Source organism: Bacillus sp. RC240 (assembly GCF_044907945.1).
Classification (GTDB): domain Bacteria; phylum Bacillota; class Bacilli; order Bacillales; family Bacillaceae_G; genus Bacillus_A; species Bacillus_A mycoides.
This window is the reverse complement of record NZ_JBIYCT010000010.1, coordinates 65,167-82,843: the sequence shown is the minus strand read 5'-3', so window position 1 is coordinate 82,843 and position 17,677 is coordinate 65,167. Positions and strand designations below refer to the sequence as shown.

Genomic DNA, 17,677 nt, shown 5'->3' with positions numbered 1-17,677 from the left:
GGATAGTTATTAATAAAATACCTCAAAAATAAAGAAGGAGCATAGGCTCCTTCTTTATTTTTTTCTCCATTTTTTCCACAAATAAAATAATCCAACACAACCCGCGATTGTTATAATCCACTTCGCTTCATTTGTTCCGTTTATGACATGATATGCAGAATATACTTCAATCAATAAGGCCGGTATTTTCCCTATTGTGCTGGCAATACTGAAAGAGAGTAATGACATCTTGCCTAGAGCTGCAAATAAAGTAACGATACTGGACGGAATGAAAGGAATAAAACGAAAAGATAGGACGAGTAGAAATGCCTCCCTGCCTTCTACGTAAAGAAGGCGCTCTACCTTTGGATACTTATTTACTTTATCGTGAGTGAACCTTTGAAGGCCTATACGATAAATATAAAACGAGATAATAGCCCCTAATGCCTCGCCTGTGATCGAAATGATTGTACCATTTGTTACACCGAAGAGTTGTATATTAATAGCGGTCAAAAAAATACTAGGGATAAAACCTAAAAGACTGATGATGATGTTGATTAAGATACTAAGTGGAATTGCGATTGAATAATAATCTGTTAAGAAGTTTTGAATTGTTTCAACCATTTTATAAAATCCTTTATCTTTTTTTGCATTACACCATATTTCTATTGTATAGGCAAGTGCAAATTTACATAATGTAGAAAACAGTTGATAGAAAGCTGTTTATATACCTTATGTAGGTATTGGGTATATAAAAACAGGGGTATATTTAACTTATTTGAAAAACACTCCGAAAATCCTATATTTAAAGGGCTCGTGGAGTGTTTTGATTGGTGTTTTCATTCGGGAAATAATTATAAAAACATGGGGGTATATTTTAAGAAGGGCGAAAAACAGTGATTTGATGAAAGGGGGGGTGGAAAATATAGCAAAATGAATGAGGATTTTAAAACCGTATACATTTTTTCTTTGTGAAATTGACTTTTAGTGGAGTTACGATAATAATCATGGAAGAGGTGATACGATGAAACGATTAAGTAGTCTTTTCTTGAGTAGTTTATTGGCACTAATGCTGATTTTAAGTGGATGTGCAGGAAAAGAACAAAAAACAGAAAAACCAAAAGAGGATCATTCTACATCAGTAGAAAAAATTAGTGATAATATTTTAGATGAAATGGAAGGGCCACCTAAAAATGGTCATACGATTGAAAGGCATGTAGGCAAATCGGAAGAGGATTTGAAGAATCGTTTGAAGACAGATAAAGTTTCAGCGGCAAGTACATACTATGATAAGGAAACAGCGACAAAGGCTGTGAAAGATAGTTTAAAACAACATGATAAAGAAATTCAGGATTGGTTGAAAAACTCTAAAGAGGCTCGTCTTGTATTGAATACAACTCATTCATTCCCAGTTGGAAAAACAGTAATAAAGAAAAATATGAATGTAAAAGACAAGCTAGTAAAGACTGTTACTGTTTTAGCGAGAGATAAATCAGGAAATCTAGGATTTAAGATTATTACTTCTTATCCATCAGATAAATAAAGGGGGGGAGTATATATGTATCCAACATTACAATACTTTCTTAAATCGTACTGTACGTTAAGTATTCATGAGGATGAAATAGTAAGCGTGATGGAAGAGTTTATAGAGCAAGAGGACGAAGAGATTGTTTTGAAATTACGCGATGAATTAGTAAATATGAAGAAAAAGAACGCGTGGGAAGAAGCGTGCGTATTAGCTGCGAAGCAAGGCAATCGTGTGTGGTCTTTAGAAGAAACGAAAGATCATCTGGAAAATTTTTTACTATTATTGCAAAAGAAAAAGGCGTGAGTAGATCACGCCTTTTTGTATACGCTTTTTGAAATTTGTCCGTTTGATATTATCTCATTGTTTTGGGGCACTTTTATATACGCTTTTTGAAATTTGTCCATTTGAGAGTACTTCACCGTTTTGTGTTACTTTTTTATACGTAACCGCTGTTATTTTATCACCAGTATTACTAACTACTTGAGAAGAAACTTCAACATTTTTACCAGTATTTGTACCGAAAATACGTGTAGTAATACTACCGCCATTTGAAAATGCTTGAATGTAAATATGCTTACCTGTATTGTTTTTAAATTTTAAATCCGGACCATAATCTGCTACTGCTGCATCTTGCCCAAGTGGTAAATAATTTACGGGCATAGAATGATTGCTTCGAGAAACAATTCCTAAATCTGCCCTTAAAGCTGCGCTGTATAAAGTACTACTTACTTGGCAAACACCTCCGCCTGCACTTTGTATAACTTTACCTTGTGAATATACTGCTGCGGATTTATAACCATGTGCAGCATCAGTTACGCCAACACGGCCATTAAAACTAAACGTTTCATCAGGTGCTACAATAACTCCACTTAAAGTATTAGCTGACTTATTTACATTATAGGACTGATTTCCATTACGGCCAGCCATTGGGGTAGAGTATTCAGCAATCACTTCTTTAATCCCCATTTGTTGTATATCTTCTGTAGAACGTTCAGGTTTTATTAGTGTAACTGGTAATACAACATCGGATGTGCCAGAAGTAATAGCTGCGCTTGTTAAATCGGTTAATTTTCCTTTATCAATTTTTTCCCCAGTTTGACTTTGGCTAATATTTACTGTAGAGCCTTCAACACTTAATTCGGCGTTGACAGGATTTTTTAATGTTTCATTATATTTATCCTTTATAAAGGTTTCATAAGTTGTTGTATTTAATTGTGGTGTTAATTTATAGTCACGTTTTACTTCACCGTTTTCAGCTTGCTTACGCATGTTGTAACGATTCATTACGTTCCCTTCTTGTTCTTTAAAGATATTGTCGACAATATCCTTCTCTTTATAATCTACTCCTAAATCTTTCCACGTGTAATTTTGCTTATCATTTTGGAATACGTAGTTAAGAGGTTTTTGATTTAATTCATTCACCTTTTGATTAACAAGGGCTTGAATAGCTGCTTTATTTTTTCCATCAAGAGAAATACCTTCAAATGTAGTGTTTGGTAGTGCAGTTGTATTTAGTTGATTATTTAATTTGGATACATATTGATATCCACCAACACCACCAACGCAAAGTAATATGCCACCAGCGATAGCGGAACCGATCAGGATTTTGCCTAGCTTCATTTATTTCCCCCCAGAAAAATTTGTATAAATATATGTATTACATTTTTTGTATAAAAATGATGAAAATAACATTATGTACGTCCTAGTATACTATTATTTTCACTACGTGTGTAATGTTTTCATAAAAAATGTTACACTGCTGTAATAATTGTCTCTTTTTGTCACAATATGAATGAGAAATATGTTGAAAATTATAATAAAAAGGCTGCTTAGAAAAATCTAGCAGCCTTTTTATTATAATTTTTTATGCTCATTTTTATTCGTAACACCGAGATGTTCTTGAAGTGTTGTCGATATATCATTAACACTCTTTTCGTTTGGAACGTAATAATAAATACCACCTATATATTTATCAGTACCTTCCACTTGCAATTTATCCATTTTTAAATTTGAATCCATTGAATTTTTTGCAATAGTCATCATATCATCAAAAGTTAAATTTGTTTTTAAGTCTGTATCGACAGCATCTAATAGGCTTCCGATTTTATTAATGGAATTGAGAGATAGTGCTTTCTCAGCAATAGCTTCTAAAACAAGTTGTTGTCGTTGACCGCGCATATAATCACTGTCAATATGGCGAGTTCTAGCTAGTGCAAGTGCTTCTTCTCCATTTAAATGTTGACGTCCTTTTTTGAGGTGAATTGCATCTGCTTCATCGCTACTATTTTGTTCTGTGAACTCAACGGGAACGTCGACAGTTATACCACCTAGAGAATCAACGATCTTGATAAAGGATTTGAAATTAAATTTTACATAGTAATCAACTGGGACATCTAAAAAGTTTTCTACTGTATCAATTGTGCTGTCTACACCACCAAATACGTGTGCGTGTGTGATTTTATCATATTTATCACGTGATTTAATGTAGACGCGTGAGTCACGTGGAATGCTGACAAGTTTAACTGATTTATCATTTTTATTAATTGTTGCAAGTAATAATGCATCCGTACGAGTTGCTTTTCCGTAACCTTTTTCCCTGATATCACTTTCATCAACACCCATAATAAGGACAGAAATGTTGTCAGTCATAGGTTTAACAGCTTTTTCACGTTTGCTGGATTTATCTCCCCGGCCGAGTTCAGAATAGGCATTGCTTAAGACAGATTTTGCTTTACTGTATATATGGAAGGAATAGCCTCCTGCTCCCATTGCTACAATAAGTAATGGAATGAGAATGAACCAAAGTAGGCGTTTTTTCTTTAATTGTTTTTTTGTGGTTCGATTATTTTTGTTAACGTCGGATTTCATCATTTGTTCTCCTTTAAAACTATCAAAGTGTATATATCTAGAAGCGTATTAAAACACATAAAAAATATTTTACGCTAAATAAAATGGATTGTACATGTATAAAAAATAGATGTCTCGATTATTTATGAGACATCTATTCGTTATTGTATACAAAAGATAAGGATAAGAAAATGATAAAATTTTACCTAATTACAACATAATACTTACAATAATTGCAGATAGAATACTAACGAGAGTAGCTCCGTATAGTAATTTTAAGCCGAACCGGGCAACAACATTTCCTTGTTCTTCGTTTAACCCTTTTACAGCACCGGAAATAATTCCGATGGAAGAAAAGTTGGCAAAAGAAACGAGGAAGACAGAAATAATACCAACTGTACGGATAGAGAGAGTGCTGGAAATTTTACTAAGATCCATCATTGCTACAAATTCATTTGTTACAAGCTTTGTTGCCATAATGCTACCAGCTGTGACAATCTCAGAACTTGGTACGCCGATAAGAAATGCAATAGGGGCGAATACATAGCCTATTAGTTGTTGGAAAGTAATGCCGAATATAATGAGGAATAGGTCATTAATACAACTCATTAATGCGACGAATCCAATGAGCATAGCGCCGACGACAATTGCTACGCGAAAACCATCAAGGATGTATTCTCCGAGCATTTCAAAAAAACTTTGCTTTTCACCTTTTATTTCTAAAATATCTTCGTCGTCGTTAACGTCGTAAGGATTAATAATGAGTACGATAATAAAACCGCTAAATAAGTTCAGAACGAGTGCGGTTACTACATATTTTGGTTCGATCATCGTCATATAGGCACCAACAATGGACATAGATACGGTAGACATAGCAGAGGCGCAAAGTGTATAAAGTCGATGTTTTGGGATTTGAGCTAATTGTTTTTTTACCGTAATAAAAACTTCTGATTGGCCGACAATAGCGGAAGCGATGGCATTGTAAGATTCTAATTTCCCAAGACCATTTATTTTGCTAAGAAAGAAACCAATCCAATGAATAAATAATGGTAGTATTTTGAAATGTTGTAATATACCAATTAAGACGGAAATAAACACAATCGGTAATAATACATTAAGGAAAAATGGCATTTCACCTTTGTTTGCAAGACCTCCAAATACAAAATTTATACCAGATGCAGCATAGTCGAGTAACTTTGTAAACAAGTTGGAAATTATCGTAATAAGGATGAGGCCAATTTCTGTATTTAATAATAAATAGGTTAAAATTAACTGTATAATAAGCATGATGAAAATTGGCTTGAATTTAATATGTTTTTTATTGTTACTAGCGATGTAGGCAAGGAGAAAAACAACGATAAGTCCAACGAAAAAAGTGATAAATTTCATAATAAGCCCCCTAAAAGAGATATTCTGATATATATGTTTTTCATTTAAAGTGAGAATATGCATGTTTGGTAAAGAGAGGAATAGAGGAATCATGAATATATGTAGAGTACATCACGTTGCAATTATTTGTTCAAATTATGAAGTGTCAAAGGATTTTTATACACGAATATTAGGTTTCAAAGTGAAGAATGAAGTATATAGAAAGGAACGAAATTCGTATAAGTTAGATTTATGTGTAGGAGGAGAGTATCAAATTGAATTATTTTCATTTCCAAGTCCGCCTGACCGCGCAAGCTTTCCTGAGGCTGCTGGACTTAGACATTTAGCTTTTGCGGTTACTGATATAGAAGATGCTGTTAAACATTTAAACCAATGCGATGTTGAGACGGAATTGATACGTGTTGATGAGATAACGGGAAAAAAATTCGTCTTTTTCCAAGATCCTGACGGTTTGCCATTAGAATTGTATGAGGGCTAAAAATTGGTGAATTTTATATAGGGTTGCTTTCAAGCAAATGAAGAAACTAAAGTGAAACTTCTTTATTTAAAGGAGGTGTAACTTTAGCTAAGAAAAGCTAAAGGACATATGTGGATATTTTAAAATTATTGATGGTAGCTGTTCTTATTGCGCTAACAGGTTTCTTTGTAGCTGTAGAGTTTGCAATCATAAAGGTGCGTAGCAGTCGTATCGATCAACTCGTTAGTGAAAAAAGACGAGGCGCATTGGCAGCTAAAAAAGTAACTTCAAATTTAGATGAGTATTTATCGGCATGTCAGTTAGGAATTACGATTACTGCTTTAGGGCTCGGGTGGTTAGGAGAACCGACGATTAAACATTTACTCGAACCGCTGTTTTTAAAATTGGATTTATCTCCTGCAATTACAAGTACAGTTTCATTTATTATTGCATTTGCAGTTATTACGTTTTTACATGTTGTAATTGGTGAACTCGCTCCAAAGACTTTTGCAATCCAAAAAGCAGAGCAAGTTAGCTTATTATTATCAAAGCCCCTTATTTATTTTTACCGAGTTATGTATCCATTTATTTGGGCTTTAAATGGCTCTGCACGATTTGTGACAGGCTTATTTGGTTTACATCCTGCTTCTGAACATGAAGTTGCGCATTCTGAGGAGGAACTAAGATTAATCTTGTCTGAGAGTTATGAGAGTGGCGAGATTAATCAAACTGAATTTAAATATGTGAATAACATCTTTGAATTTGATAACAGGGTAGCAAAGGAAATTATGGTACCTCGTACTGAAGTTGTTGGCTTATATGAAGATGAGCCGTTTGAGACACATATTAAAGTAATCGCACAAGAAAAATATACGAGATATCCAGTATTTGGTGAAGATAAAGATGAAATTATTGGGATGGTTAATGTAAAGGACTTATTTATTCGTTATATGGATGGTAATCGAGATGAAGAGTGTTCGATTACACCATATACACGTCCAGTTATTGAAGTGTTAGAAAATATCCCAATCCATGATTTACTATTGCAAATGCAGAGAAGGCACATTCCATTAGCTGTATTATATGATGAATATGGTGGCACAGCAGGGATTGTTACATTGGAAGATATTTTAGAAGAAATTGTTGGAGAAATCCGAGATGAATACGATGAAGATGAGCATCCACCTATAGAACATATAAGTGAAGTGTGTAAAATTGTAGAGGGGAAAGTGCTTATTAGCGAAGTAAATGATTTATTTGGCATACATTTGGTCGCTGATGATGTTGATACAATTGGTGGTTGGATTATGGTACAAAAGCAAATCGTTGCTGAAGGAGATATTATTGAAAAACACGGCTTTTCTTTTAAAGTTCTTGAAAAGGATATGCATCAAATTAAGCGAGTTGAAATAAAGAAAGTAGAAGAATGAATGGATTTTCTATTATATAAACTTTAATAAAAAGTATATATAGAAAAATAAATGTTTGCGCTTTCAAAAAAGGTGCTATATAGTGAAAGTGGATACTGAAGAATTCATTTAATGATACTCGTATTTTATAGGGCGAATTCTTTAGATAAGGATTTAGAATGAAAAGTATAGGTGATGAAAAATGATAGCAACGAAGGATATACGTATAGAAAAAGATTTTTTAGGTGAAAAGGAAGTACCGAGTGTAGCTTATTATGGTGTACAAACATTACGTGCCGTAGAAAACTTTCCTATTACAGGATACCGCATTCATCCGTCACTCATTACGGCAATGGCAATTGTAAAAAAAGCGGCAGCGCTTGCGAATATAGATACAGGTTACTTAGCTAAAGATATCGGACAAGAAATTGCAGAAGCGGCACAAGAGATTGTTGATGGAAAGTTCCATGATCAATTTATCGTAGACCCGATTCAAGGCGGAGCAGGGACTTCAATTAATATGAATACTAATGAAGTAATTGCTAATAGAGCGCTAGAACGTATGGGATACGAAAAAGGTGAATATGCGAAAATTAGTCCAAACACTCATGTGAACATGGCCCAATCAACAAATGATGCGTTCCCAACTGGGATTCATATAGCAACTCTTATGATGCTGGAAGAACTTCTTGTTACAATGGAAGAACTTCACTCTGCTTTTCATGATAAAGCAAAAGAATTTGATCACGTTATTAAAATGGGGCGTACGCATTTGCAAGATGCAGTTCCAATTCGCCTTGGACAAGAATTTGAAGCATATAGCAGAGTGCTAGAGCGTGATATAAAAAGAATTAAACAGTCTCGTCAACATTTATACGAAGTTAATATGGGTGCGACAGCTGTCGGTACGGGATTAAATGCAAACCCTACTTATATAGAACAAGTTGTGAAGCATTTACGAACTTTTAGTGGTTTCCCTCTTGTTGGTGCAGAGCACTTAGTTGATGCGACGCAAAACACAGATGCATATACAGAAGTATCTGCAGCACTAAAAGTATGTATGATGAATATGTCTAAAATTGCAAATGACCTTCGTATTATGGCGTCTGGTCCACGTGTTGGGTTGGCGGAAATTCAATTACCAGCTCGTCAACCAGGTTCATCTATTATGCCGGGGAAAGTAAATCCAGTTATGGCAGAAGTAATTAACCAAGTTGCTTTCCAAGTAATTGGAAATGACCATACAATTTGCTTAGCGTCAGAAGCTGGACAATTAGAGTTAAATGTAATGGAGCCGGTATTAGTATTTAATTTAATTCAATCCATCAGTATTATGAATAACGGTTTCCGTGTATTCCGTGAATACTGTATAAAGGGAATTACAGCGAATGAAGAGTTGCTTAAGCAATATGTTGAAAAAAGTGTTGGAGTTATTACAGCAGTGAATCCTCATATTGGTTATGAAGCAGCTTCTCGCATTGCACGTGAAGCAATTGCGACAGGAAAATCTGTTAGGGAGCTATGTTTAGAACATGGTGTACTTACAGCAGAAGAGCTTGATATTATTTTGGATCCATACGAAATGACGCATCCTGAAATTGCTGGTGCTTCTTTATTAAAGACTAAAAAAATGTAATGTAAAAAGCACCGATCCATTTGGATCGGTGCTTTTTTTTAGAAGATATTAAATACAGCGTTTAATTGAAGTAAGCTAATAATAGCTAAGAAGATTAAACTATATTTCATTACTATTTTAAATAGAGCAGATTCTTGACCAACTAGTCCAACTGCTGCACAAGCAACTGCTACAGATTGTGGTGAAACCATTTTTGCGATTGTACCACCAACTACGTTTAATGAAACGAGAGTAGATGGTACGATGTTTAACTGATCGGCAGTTACTGCTTGAAGTGGTGCGAATAATGAACCACTTGATACGACTGAACCTGTAATGAATACGCCAATCCATCCTAAGATTGGAGAAAGAACTGGGAATGCATTTCCTGTAGAAGAGAATGCAAGTCCAAGTGTAGATGACATACCAGAGTAGTTTTCTACGTAAGCTAAAGCGATAACGCTACAAATTGTATATACTGGAACTTTTAGTTCTTTTATTGTTTCGATCATTAATTCTTTAATCATTTTGCCGTTTACACGGTAGACGATAAGTGAAACGATGATTGCTAATACAATCGCAGTAGTTGTAGAAGAGAATACATCTAGTTTGAAAATCGCTGCGAAAGGTGTATCAGCCTTTGTAATTGGTGCAGTTTTCATAACCGCATTATGAAGACCAGGGAATTGAATGTTAAATACTAAGTTTGCCAATGGACCATCCGGAGCAAATAAAGCTTTAATTGGTTTTAAATTAAAGATTGTTACAAATGCAGTTAAGAATACGAATGGGGACCAAGCATATAAAATTTGATTGAATGTATGAGATTCTTTTTCTTCTTGTTTTTCTTCTTTAGCAGAAGATTTTGGTTGCCAAACACGTAAGAATAATGTAAGAGCGACCATACTTACGACTGCTGCGAAAATATTAGTAAGTTCAGCGCCTAAGAAGTAAGTCACAAGGAACTGAGTAATTGCGAAAGAAACACCACTTACAAGAATACCTTGCCAAGTTTCTTTAATGCCTTTAAATCCATCTACCATTGAAACAAGTAAGAACGGTAAAACAATGCTAATGAATGGCAAAATGTAAACAGCTTGACGACCGACAGTTAATGCATCTAGCCCAGTTAATTGTGCAGGTACTGTAACTGGAATACCCATAGCACCCATAGCGCCACCAGCGATATTAGCTACTAAGCAAATACCTGCTGCTTTTAATGGATTAAAGCCCATACCTACAAGTAATGCAGCTGTAATAGCAACTGGAACACCGAAACCAGCTGCGCCTTCTAAGAAAGCACCGAAAGAATAAGCGATTAATAATACTTGTAAACGCTGATCATTTGTAATACTTGAAATGCTATCACGAATGACATTGAATTGTTCTGTTTTAACAGTTAATTTGTAAAGGAAGATAGCTGCGATAACGATAGTACAAATTGGATAAAATCCAGATAAAACACCGAATCCGGCAGATGCTACAGCTACAGTTGCGGGCATTTTATAAACAAATATAGCAAGAATAATAGCGACGATCACACTATAAAGCCCAGCCATGTAACCTTTCATTTTGAATCCCACTAAACAAATAATGAAGCAAAAAATTGGGAGTGCTGCGATTAGTGCAGATAACCAAATATTGTTTAATGGGTCATAAATTTGTGTCCAAGTACTCATAATAATGACAACTCCTATCTATTATATGTGAAGAAATTCACATTATTTGTGAAACTATTCACAATCAACTTACATGCTTAGTATATTCTCCTTCAACACTATTGTCAACGTGAAAAAGTATAATTATTCCATAATAGTATTAAAAGTAACATTTTGTTCATAAAGTAGACAAAAAGCGTAATCAAATTGATTTGATTACGCTTTTATAAATTATTTACATATTCTTTCATTTTTTCATATGTCATTGGTCCTACATGCTTATATTGAATGACACCGTTTGAATCGATGACAAAAGATGTTGGAATACTGATAATCTGATATGCGGCACTTGCCTGTCCTTTCTGATCTAATAGGACGGGAAAGGTATATTTGTTTTCTTCAAGAAATTGTTTTACATTGTTCGGGTCTTTTTCAGTAGCTGTCGCATTTACAGCGACAATTTCAATCCCCATATCTTTAGTATCGTGATAAAACTTCTCCATATCAGGCATTTCTATTTTGCATGGACCACACCAGCTTGCCCAAAAATTCAATATTACTTTTTTTCCTTTATAGTCTGTAAGACGAACTTCTTGACCAGTGGTTGTTTCTAGAAGGAAATTGCGGGCAACATTGCCAACTTCAGTTCCAATGGGGGTGTTTGATTTTGAAGCTATATCTTCTTTGTTGTCTAATAGGAAGTGATCGATAATAGTCCAGCCAACCGCAATGCTAATTAACGCAATAATAAACCATTTTTTAATATTACATCATCCTCCTTACTTAAATTTCCTTTTTATCGTAACAAAGTGGTTAAATATGGTCAAATTACTTTACGATAGGTTATCAATTATGGACGATATTTTACAATATCATTACTGTACATTTCAGTAAGGTGAAAATATAACAAAAAGCCTGATAAAACAACGTTTGTAAGCAAAGTATTGCTAGCCCTTTGTTTTGCTTTTTTATTGTATCATATAGTATAATATTCAAAATCAGGTGGGATTTTTTCTTGAACTGTGTGCTGATAAAAGTCGGAAAATTTTCTCAGCATTATAGGTTGATAAAGTTATGTCGTAACAGGAAATATAAGAACAGATATATAAATAAATAAAAAGAAAATAAAAAATGAAAATGAGGGGAATTTTATGAACCAAAACCAATTTGACTGTCGTATTTCAGAAGAAGACGTACAGATGTTAAGAGCATTAGCTCATCCACTTCGTCTACGTTTAGTAATGGAACTGATGCAGCGTGGAACATGTAATGTAACACAATTACAAGAGGTATTAGAAATTCCGCAATCAACTGTTTCGCAGCATTTAACGAAATTAAAACAAAATAAAGTAGTACGCTTTGAGAGACGCGGGTTAGAAGTGTACTATCAAATTCATAACGATAAAGTAAGTGAAGTAGTAAAAACATTATTTTCTTAATTTTTGAATATTACGGAAAGAAGACGTGTGAAATATACGTCTTTTTTTATTTGGAAAGGATCTAATAATAGGAAGATTTGAGAGCGTATATATTAGCGCGTTAGAAAGAAACAAACTATCGGTTGAAGTACTAAATTGACGGAATATATTCTGAAGGGATATGAAAAGATAGAAAGGAGTGTTGTAAGCCAAAGGAGGAATAATATAATGGATGTAAAACGTGTGAAACAGATATTATCTTCTTCAAGTAGAATTGATGTTACATACGAGGGAGTCCCCGTATGGATTGAGAGCTGTGATGAGCAGAAGGGTAGTGCTCAAGTGTATGACGTATCCAACCCAGGAGAGAGCGTTCACGTGGATGTGACGGCTTTAGAAGAGATGTAATAGAAAAGACGCTTCTAATTGTAGAAGCGTCTTTTTTATTCACTATTCCATCATATGTGCAATTTTCTTAGAGAACATAAGAAGTACTAATCCTAGCACGATTACGATAACACCGATGCTTGCGAATACTTCTAAATATCCTAAAGATTGAGTGAAAGCAGCTAATTGTCCTGCTAATAAGTTTGCAAAGCCAGTACCAGCTAACCATACACCCATTAATAAAGATGCTAATTTAAGAGGTGCGATTGCACTTACCATAGATAATCCGATTGGTGATAAGAATAATTCACCGATTGTGTGGAACATGTAAGTGAATACAATGAATAGTAAGTTTGCTTTCATTGTAATGTTACCTTCATCGCTACCAGTTTTTAGAACAGCTAAAGTTAAAACTAAGTACCCGATTCCTAGTAAAATCATACCAAAAGCCATTTTTGTAGGGATTTTTAAATCACCATTTTTTGTTTTTGAAAGTTTAATCCATAATGCAGAAACTGGTAATGCTAGTAAGATAATGAATAGTGGGTTTACAGATTGGAACCAAGGTGTTGGAATTGTAAATCCACCAATTGTACGATCCACGAACTTATCTGTGTAAAGTGTTAAAGAACTACCAGCTTGTTCAAATCCTGCCCAGAAGAATACAACGAAACAAGTTAAAATTAAAATTGCAGTTGTACGCTTTTTCTCTTGTGTTGTTAAAGGTTTTTTCTCAATAGGTTTTGCATTTTGTTCTTTAGATTTTTTACCGACAACAGTTGTTCCGATAGACCCTAAGTAACGAGGTGCTAAGAAATTAAAGGCAATCTGTCCAATAATCATACCGATACAAGCTGTTAAGAAACCGTATCTATAATCTGTGAAGTAACCACAAATGAATGGAGCGATAAGAGCTCCTAAGTTAATTCCCATGTAGAAGATAGTGAAGGCACTATCACGACGAGAATCGTTGTCGCTATATAATTGACCTAGTAAAGTCGAGATATTTGGTTTGAAGAATCCGTTACCGATAACTAATAATCCTAATCCTAAAAATAGTCCAGTTTTCGTGTTCATTGAAAATAGTACGAAGTTACCAATCGCCATAATGATACCGCCGATGGTAATGGCATGTCGTTTCGTAATGAAATGGTCAGTTAACCAGCCACCAATAATCGGTGTGAAATATACAAGCATTGTGAAAATACCGTAAATTTGAACTGCAACTGCTTTATCAAATCCTAAACCGCCACTTACTAAGCTCGTTGTTAAATAAAGAACTAATAAGCCACGCATTCCGTAATAACTAAATCTTTCCCATGCTTCTGTAAAGAACAACAAATATAATCCTGGTGGATGTTTTTTTGGTGATTGTTGCTCTCCAGCTTTGTCTAATTTTAAAGCTGCATCCATGTTTGTTTCCCCCTAATCCTGTATAACGGATATTTATGTAATTATTTTAATTCACAAAATATTTAGAAGTCAATAGAATTATATGGAAATAGCAAGAAAATTTCTGAAAAAATCTATTTTTCTTCAACCGTTATTGTATTTTTCCCTGAAAACAAGATAATAAGCGTTTTCAAATGTAGTAATTGAATTCTAAAAGAAAGTAAAATAGTGATAAATCAGAAAATTTAGATTAGAATATTTATTCTGATATAGAGAAAATAAACTATATTTACTTTTATAATATAACATATCGGTAATAAAAATACAAAATGAAATAATGTGACACTTCAGTGAAATGAAAAAACCAGCTCCATAAAAGAGGGAGCTGGTTAGAATAAAATTATTTAACAAAGCGTTTTTCAATATCATCTAGTAGTAAGTTAGCGGCCATTACACCACCAGCTGTATTCCAAATAACGTCGTCAACTTTGTATGCTTTTCCGCTCTTTACTACATTTAAGTTTTTAAAGAGAGGATCGTTTATATATTCTTTTTCTAGTTCAGAACCTTTTTTCTCATTGCCTTTATCGAATGTGAAGTAGAATAATACATCGCCATCCATTGCCGAAATACGCTCTTTAGATACGTTACGTTCGGCGAAATCATCTTTGTTTTGATCTCCAGGACGTTTAAATCCAAGTTCTTTTAAAATAACACCAGAGAATGTATCGCCATGATAAATACGAACATCACCAGGCATAAAACGTAACATAGAAATTTCTTGATTTACTTTATCGCCAAGTTGGCCTTTCAAATCTTTCATACGTTTTTCGTAATCAGCTAAAACCTTTTGACCTTCTTTTTCTTTATTTAAAGCCTTTGCATAAAATGTGAAGTTATCTTTCCATTCACCGCGTAATGTTTCAGAGAACACAGTAGGTGCGATTGCTTTTAGTTGCTCGTACACTTTTTCGTGGCGCATTTTGTTACCGATAATTAAGTCAGGTTTTAAAGAAGCAATTGTTTCAACGTTAACTTGTCCTTCATCACCAACAACTTTTACATCTTTCATTTTGTCTTTAATATGTGGATACCACGGATCACCAGTCCAAGATTTTACAGCACCAACTGGTTTTACCCCTAACTCAAGTAAAGCTTCAGTTCCTTCATTTGTTAAAATAACTACACGTTTTGGATTAGCAGGAACTTCTGTTTTACCCATTGCATGTTCAACCTTAATCATTTCTTTTTTCGTATCTTCTTTTGTTTCCTCTTTAGTATTTGATTTTCCACAAGCACTTAAAAGTAATGAAAAGGCTAGTAAAAATACAAATACTGTAAACGAGTTCTTTCGCATAAATTTCATTATGTACCCCCTACATACTGAGAAGTTTTTTCAATAGCAAGCATGATAGTAATACTTCATGGTCCATTTGTCAATGAAAATAATTCTCATTATCATTGACAATGAGAATTAAGTTGAAATACACTTACAACGTATCATTATACATTGAAGGGGAAACGCTGCATGTTATTAAAAACAAATCAAGCAAAATGGATTGGATTATTTGTTGGAATCATTGCAGTCGTTATTTGTATTTGGGGAAGTATTATTTTCGGGTATACAAATACGAGTTGGAAATTAGCGATAGATGCTTTTTTTCATTTTAATGGTTCCAATGAACATATTATTATTCAAAATGTGCGTCTACCAAGGGCATTAATTGCAGCTAGTGTTGGTGCTAGTTTAGCCATTGCGGGTTGTTTAATGCAAACTTTAACAAAGAATCCGCTTGCTTCTCCAGATTTTATTGGATTAAATTCAGGCGCTGCGTTCTTTATAGTTGTAGCAATTGTACTTTTTTCCGTTACGTCTTTATCGGCTTTCACTTGGATTGCCTTTTTAGGAGCGGCAGTTGCAGCAGTACTTGTATTCGCCTCTAGTTCTTTAGGAAAAGAAGGGACAACACCTCTTAAGTTAACGTTAGCAGGTGTTGCAATCAGTGCGTTATTTTCATCATTAACACAAGGGTTACTTGTTTTAAATGAAAAAGCATTTGAAGAAGTGTTATTTTGGCTTGCCGGATCTGTGCAAGGAAGAAAGTTAGAAATTTTACAATCTGTATTCCCATATTTATTAATAGGCTGGATCGCATCTCTTATGATGGCAGGGAAAGTAAACACATTAATGATGGGGGAAGACGTTGCAAAAGGACTTGGACAACGAACAATTTTAATGAAATCATTCGTACTACTTATTATTGTATTGCTGTCTGGTGGTTCAGTTGCGGTCGCTGGTCCAATTGGATTTATTGGTATTGTTACTCCGTATTTTGCCAGATTCCTTGTTGGAGTAGATCACAGGTGGAGAGTACCGTATAGCGGCTTGTTAGGTGCAATACTATTACTCTTAGCTGATATAGCAGCTAGATATGTCATTATGCCACAAGAAGTACCAGTAGGGGTTATGACAGCATTTATCGGGGCCCCATTCTTTATTTATATTGCACGTAAGAGAGGGCTTAGCAAATGAAGAAGTATATTCCGTTTCGTATAGGAAAAGGTGGGCTCTCGTTTTTAATGTATAAACGAGCTGTTCTAGTCTTGTTTAGTTTACTAGTTGTTTTAATAGGATTATTTTTTGCGAGTGCAGGTATGGGAGATATGAAAATTGCTCCTTATGATGTATGGCAAGCGATTACGGGAAATGGCGATGCGATGTCAAATATGGTTGTAAATAAATTTCGTATGCCGCGTATTTTAATTGCCATCCTTGTAGGAATCGCACTTGCTGTAGCGGGCTGTATTTTACAAGGGCTCGTTCGAAATCCACTGGCTTCTCCTGATATCATTGGGATTACGGGCGGGGCAAGTGTTGCAGTTGTACTATTTTTAGCTATATTTAGTGATAAAAATAATGCGCTAACAGTAAGCATTCATTATATGCCATTAGCAGCTTTTGCTGGTGCAACGATTGTAGCGTTGTTTGTATATTTATTTGCATGGAGAAATGACGGGTTATCACCGATTAGTCTTGTTTTAATTGGTGTTGGATTTTGGGCATTAACGAAAGCAGCAACAACTTTATTTATGTTGTTAGCACCAATTTATCAAGCAAGTCAAGCGAATGTATGGATCACAGGTACTGTTTACGGTTCTTCATGGCAAAATGTTATGGTACTTGCGCCGTGGGTTCTCATTTTAACGACAATATCATTTATCGCTGCGAGACATTTAAATGCACAAGAGCTAGGGGATGATATAGCAGTGGGACTTGGTGTTCCTTTAACGAAGTCGCGTGTATTTATGTTGTTACTTAGTACAGCTTTAATTGGCGGGGCAGTTGCCTTTGCAGGAGGAATTGGATTTGTTGGTTTAATGGCACCTCATATTTCGCGAAGATTAGTTGGCTCTTTCTACGGTGCATTGCTCCCAGTTGCGGCGATTATCGGTGCAATTCTAGTACTCGCTGCAGATTTAATTGGGCGTACAGTTTTCACACCACTTGAAATTCCAGCAGGGGTATTTACATCAGCAATTGGTGCACCTTATTTTATTTATTTACTTTATAAAAGTCGGAATTCATAAAGGGAGATTA

General features: G+C 34.7%; 17 protein-coding genes. 9 read left to right on the top strand and 8 right to left on the bottom strand.

Annotated elements, in window-relative coordinates; all coding sequences use genetic code 11:
- Positions 1 to 54 precede the first annotated feature (54 nt).
- Positions 55 to 603: a TVP38/TMEM64 family protein gene (locus ABH955_RS24190; RefSeq protein ID WP_113937881.1), complete on the bottom strand. Its 549-nt coding sequence runs from the start codon at positions 601 to 603 to the stop codon at positions 55 to 57.
- A 400-nt stretch (positions 604 to 1,003) separates the two neighbouring features.
- Here ABH955_RS24190 and ABH955_RS24185 point away from each other — a divergent pair, with 400 nt between their 5' ends.
- Positions 1,004 to 1,522, top strand: coding sequence for an RNase A-like domain-containing lipoprotein (locus tag ABH955_RS24185; RefSeq protein ID WP_002125157.1), 519 nt, complete (start codon positions 1,004 to 1,006; stop codon positions 1,520 to 1,522).
- Between the two features lie 15 nt (positions 1,523 to 1,537).
- Positions 1,538 to 1,810, top strand: a complete 273-nt coding sequence (locus ABH955_RS24180) for a hypothetical protein (RefSeq protein ID WP_016097207.1) — start codon at positions 1,538 to 1,540, stop codon at positions 1,808 to 1,810.
- 54 nt (positions 1,811 to 1,864) lie between these two features.
- On the opposite strand, the gene ABH955_RS24175 is transcribed toward ABH955_RS24180, so the two are convergent.
- The 3 genes from ABH955_RS24175 to ABH955_RS24165 all read right to left on the bottom strand — a co-directional run bounded on the left by ABH955_RS24175 (position 1,865) and on the right by ABH955_RS24165 (position 5,743).
- Positions 1,865 to 3,127, bottom strand: a complete 1,263-nt coding sequence (locus ABH955_RS24175) for a VanW family protein (RefSeq protein WP_113937882.1) — start codon at positions 3,125 to 3,127, stop codon at positions 1,865 to 1,867.
- A 234-nt stretch (positions 3,128 to 3,361) separates the two neighbouring features.
- Entirely contained in the window at positions 3,362 to 4,378 is a 1,017-nt protein-coding gene (locus ABH955_RS24170; protein WP_242310844.1) for an LCP family protein, read from the bottom strand.
- Positions 4,379 to 4,564: 186 nt separating this feature from the next.
- Positions 4,565 to 5,743 carry a NupC/NupG family nucleoside CNT transporter gene (locus tag ABH955_RS24165; protein WP_113937884.1) on the bottom strand — a complete coding sequence of 393 codons (1,179 nt, stop codon included), beginning with the start codon at positions 5,741 to 5,743 and terminating at the stop codon, positions 4,565 to 4,567.
- A gap of 91 nt (positions 5,744 to 5,834) precedes the next feature.
- Between ABH955_RS24165 and gloA2 the strand changes: the two genes are divergently transcribed.
- The 3 genes from gloA2 (at position 5,835) to aspA (ending at position 9,245) form a co-directional block, all read left to right on the top strand.
- Positions 5,835 to 6,221: an SMU1112c/YaeR family gloxylase I-like metalloprotein gene (gloA2, locus tag ABH955_RS24160; RefSeq protein WP_404448611.1), complete on the top strand. Its 387-nt coding sequence runs from the start codon at positions 5,835 to 5,837 to the stop codon at positions 6,219 to 6,221.
- Positions 6,222 to 6,331: 110 nt separating this feature from the next.
- On the top strand, positions 6,332 to 7,630 hold the full coding sequence (locus ABH955_RS24155) for a hemolysin family protein (RefSeq protein ID WP_404448609.1): 1,299 nt from the start codon (positions 6,332 to 6,334) through the stop codon (positions 7,628 to 7,630).
- Between the two features lie 181 nt (positions 7,631 to 7,811).
- On the top strand, positions 7,812 to 9,245 hold the full coding sequence (aspA, locus tag ABH955_RS24150) for an aspartate ammonia-lyase (protein WP_002029742.1): 1,434 nt from the start codon (positions 7,812 to 7,814) through the stop codon (positions 9,243 to 9,245).
- 38 nt (positions 9,246 to 9,283) lie between these two features.
- Here aspA and ABH955_RS24145 read toward each other — a convergent pair whose 3' ends face one another.
- The gene (locus tag ABH955_RS24145; protein ID WP_113937886.1) at positions 9,284 to 10,903 is read right to left on the bottom strand and encodes a lactate permease LctP family transporter; all 1,620 of its coding nucleotides are present in this window, start codon (positions 10,901 to 10,903) and stop codon (positions 9,284 to 9,286) included.
- A gap of 203 nt (positions 10,904 to 11,106) precedes the next feature.
- Positions 11,107 to 11,535 (bottom strand): TlpA disulfide reductase family protein, encoded by a 429-nt coding sequence (locus ABH955_RS24140; protein ID WP_080001734.1) that lies wholly within the window; start codon positions 11,533 to 11,535, stop codon positions 11,107 to 11,109.
- 498 nt (positions 11,536 to 12,033) lie between these two features.
- Between ABH955_RS24140 and ABH955_RS24135 the strand changes: the two genes are divergently transcribed.
- Positions 12,034 to 12,321 carry an ArsR/SmtB family transcription factor gene (locus tag ABH955_RS24135; RefSeq protein WP_001075217.1) on the top strand — a complete coding sequence of 96 codons (288 nt, stop codon included), beginning with the start codon at positions 12,034 to 12,036 and terminating at the stop codon, positions 12,319 to 12,321.
- A 207-nt stretch (positions 12,322 to 12,528) separates the two neighbouring features.
- Complete coding sequence (locus tag ABH955_RS24130; protein ID WP_002010492.1) at positions 12,529 to 12,708, top strand: acid-soluble spore protein H; 180 nt, start codon at positions 12,529 to 12,531, stop codon at positions 12,706 to 12,708.
- Positions 12,709 to 12,750: 42 nt separating this feature from the next.
- Here ABH955_RS24130 and ABH955_RS24125 read toward each other — a convergent pair whose 3' ends face one another.
- The gene (locus ABH955_RS24125) at positions 12,751 to 14,100 is read right to left on the bottom strand and encodes a peptide MFS transporter (protein WP_061674012.1); all 1,350 of its coding nucleotides are present in this window, start codon (positions 14,098 to 14,100) and stop codon (positions 12,751 to 12,753) included.
- Positions 14,101 to 14,479: 379 nt separating this feature from the next.
- Positions 14,480 to 15,445 (bottom strand): ABC transporter substrate-binding protein, encoded by a 966-nt coding sequence (locus ABH955_RS24120; RefSeq protein WP_404491758.1) that lies wholly within the window; start codon positions 15,443 to 15,445, stop codon positions 14,480 to 14,482.
- 162 nt (positions 15,446 to 15,607) lie between these two features.
- Here ABH955_RS24120 and ABH955_RS24115 point away from each other — a divergent pair, with 162 nt between their 5' ends.
- Both ABH955_RS24115 and ABH955_RS24110 read left to right on the top strand, forming a co-directional pair.
- Complete coding sequence (locus tag ABH955_RS24115; protein ID WP_404448603.1) at positions 15,608 to 16,612, top strand: FecCD family ABC transporter permease; 1,005 nt, start codon at positions 15,608 to 15,610, stop codon at positions 16,610 to 16,612.
- Positions 16,609 to 17,667, top strand: a complete 1,059-nt coding sequence (locus ABH955_RS24110; protein WP_113937889.1) for a FecCD family ABC transporter permease — start codon at positions 16,609 to 16,611, stop codon at positions 17,665 to 17,667. Before ABH955_RS24115 ends, ABH955_RS24110 begins: the two co-directional genes overlap by 4 nt.
- Positions 17,668 to 17,677 lie beyond the last annotated feature (10 nt).

Excerpts from the sequence above, each read along its gene's own strand:
- ABH955_RS24190 (WP_113937881.1), bottom strand. The coding sequence starts at position 603 with ATGGTTGAAACAATTCAAAACTTCTTAACAGATTATTATTCAATCGCA.
- ABH955_RS24185 (WP_002125157.1), top strand. The coding sequence starts at position 1,004 with ATGAAACGATTAAGTAGTCTTTTCTTGAGTAGTTTATTGGCACTAATG.
- ABH955_RS24180 (WP_016097207.1), top strand. The coding sequence starts at position 1,538 with ATGTATCCAACATTACAATACTTTCTTAAATCGTACTGTACGTTAAGT.
- ABH955_RS24175 (WP_113937882.1), bottom strand. The coding sequence starts at position 3,127 with ATGAAGCTAGGCAAAATCCTGATCGGTTCCGCTATCGCTGGTGGCATA.
- ABH955_RS24170 (WP_242310844.1), bottom strand. The coding sequence starts at position 4,378 with ATGATGAAATCCGACGTTAACAAAAATAATCGAACCACAAAAAAACAA.
- ABH955_RS24165 (WP_113937884.1), bottom strand. The coding sequence starts at position 5,743 with ATGAAATTTATCACTTTTTTCGTTGGACTTATCGTTGTTTTTCTCCTT.
- gloA2 (WP_404448611.1), top strand. The coding sequence starts at position 5,835 with ATGAATATATGTAGAGTACATCACGTTGCAATTATTTGTTCAAATTAT.
- aspA (WP_002029742.1), top strand. The coding sequence starts at position 7,812 with ATGATAGCAACGAAGGATATACGTATAGAAAAAGATTTTTTAGGTGAA.
- ABH955_RS24145 (WP_113937886.1), bottom strand. The coding sequence starts at position 10,903 with ATGAGTACTTGGACACAAATTTATGACCCATTAAACAATATTTGGTTA.
- ABH955_RS24135 (WP_001075217.1), top strand. The coding sequence starts at position 12,034 with ATGAACCAAAACCAATTTGACTGTCGTATTTCAGAAGAAGACGTACAG.
- ABH955_RS24130 (WP_002010492.1), top strand. The coding sequence starts at position 12,529 with ATGGATGTAAAACGTGTGAAACAGATATTATCTTCTTCAAGTAGAATT.
- ABH955_RS24125 (WP_061674012.1), bottom strand. The coding sequence starts at position 14,100 with ATGGATGCAGCTTTAAAATTAGACAAAGCTGGAGAGCAACAATCACCA.
- ABH955_RS24120 (WP_404491758.1), bottom strand. The coding sequence starts at position 15,445 with ATGAAATTTATGCGAAAGAACTCGTTTACAGTATTTGTATTTTTACTA.
- ABH955_RS24115 (WP_404448603.1), top strand. The coding sequence starts at position 15,608 with ATGTTATTAAAAACAAATCAAGCAAAATGGATTGGATTATTTGTTGGA.
- ABH955_RS24110 (WP_113937889.1), top strand. The coding sequence starts at position 16,609 with ATGAAGAAGTATATTCCGTTTCGTATAGGAAAAGGTGGGCTCTCGTTT.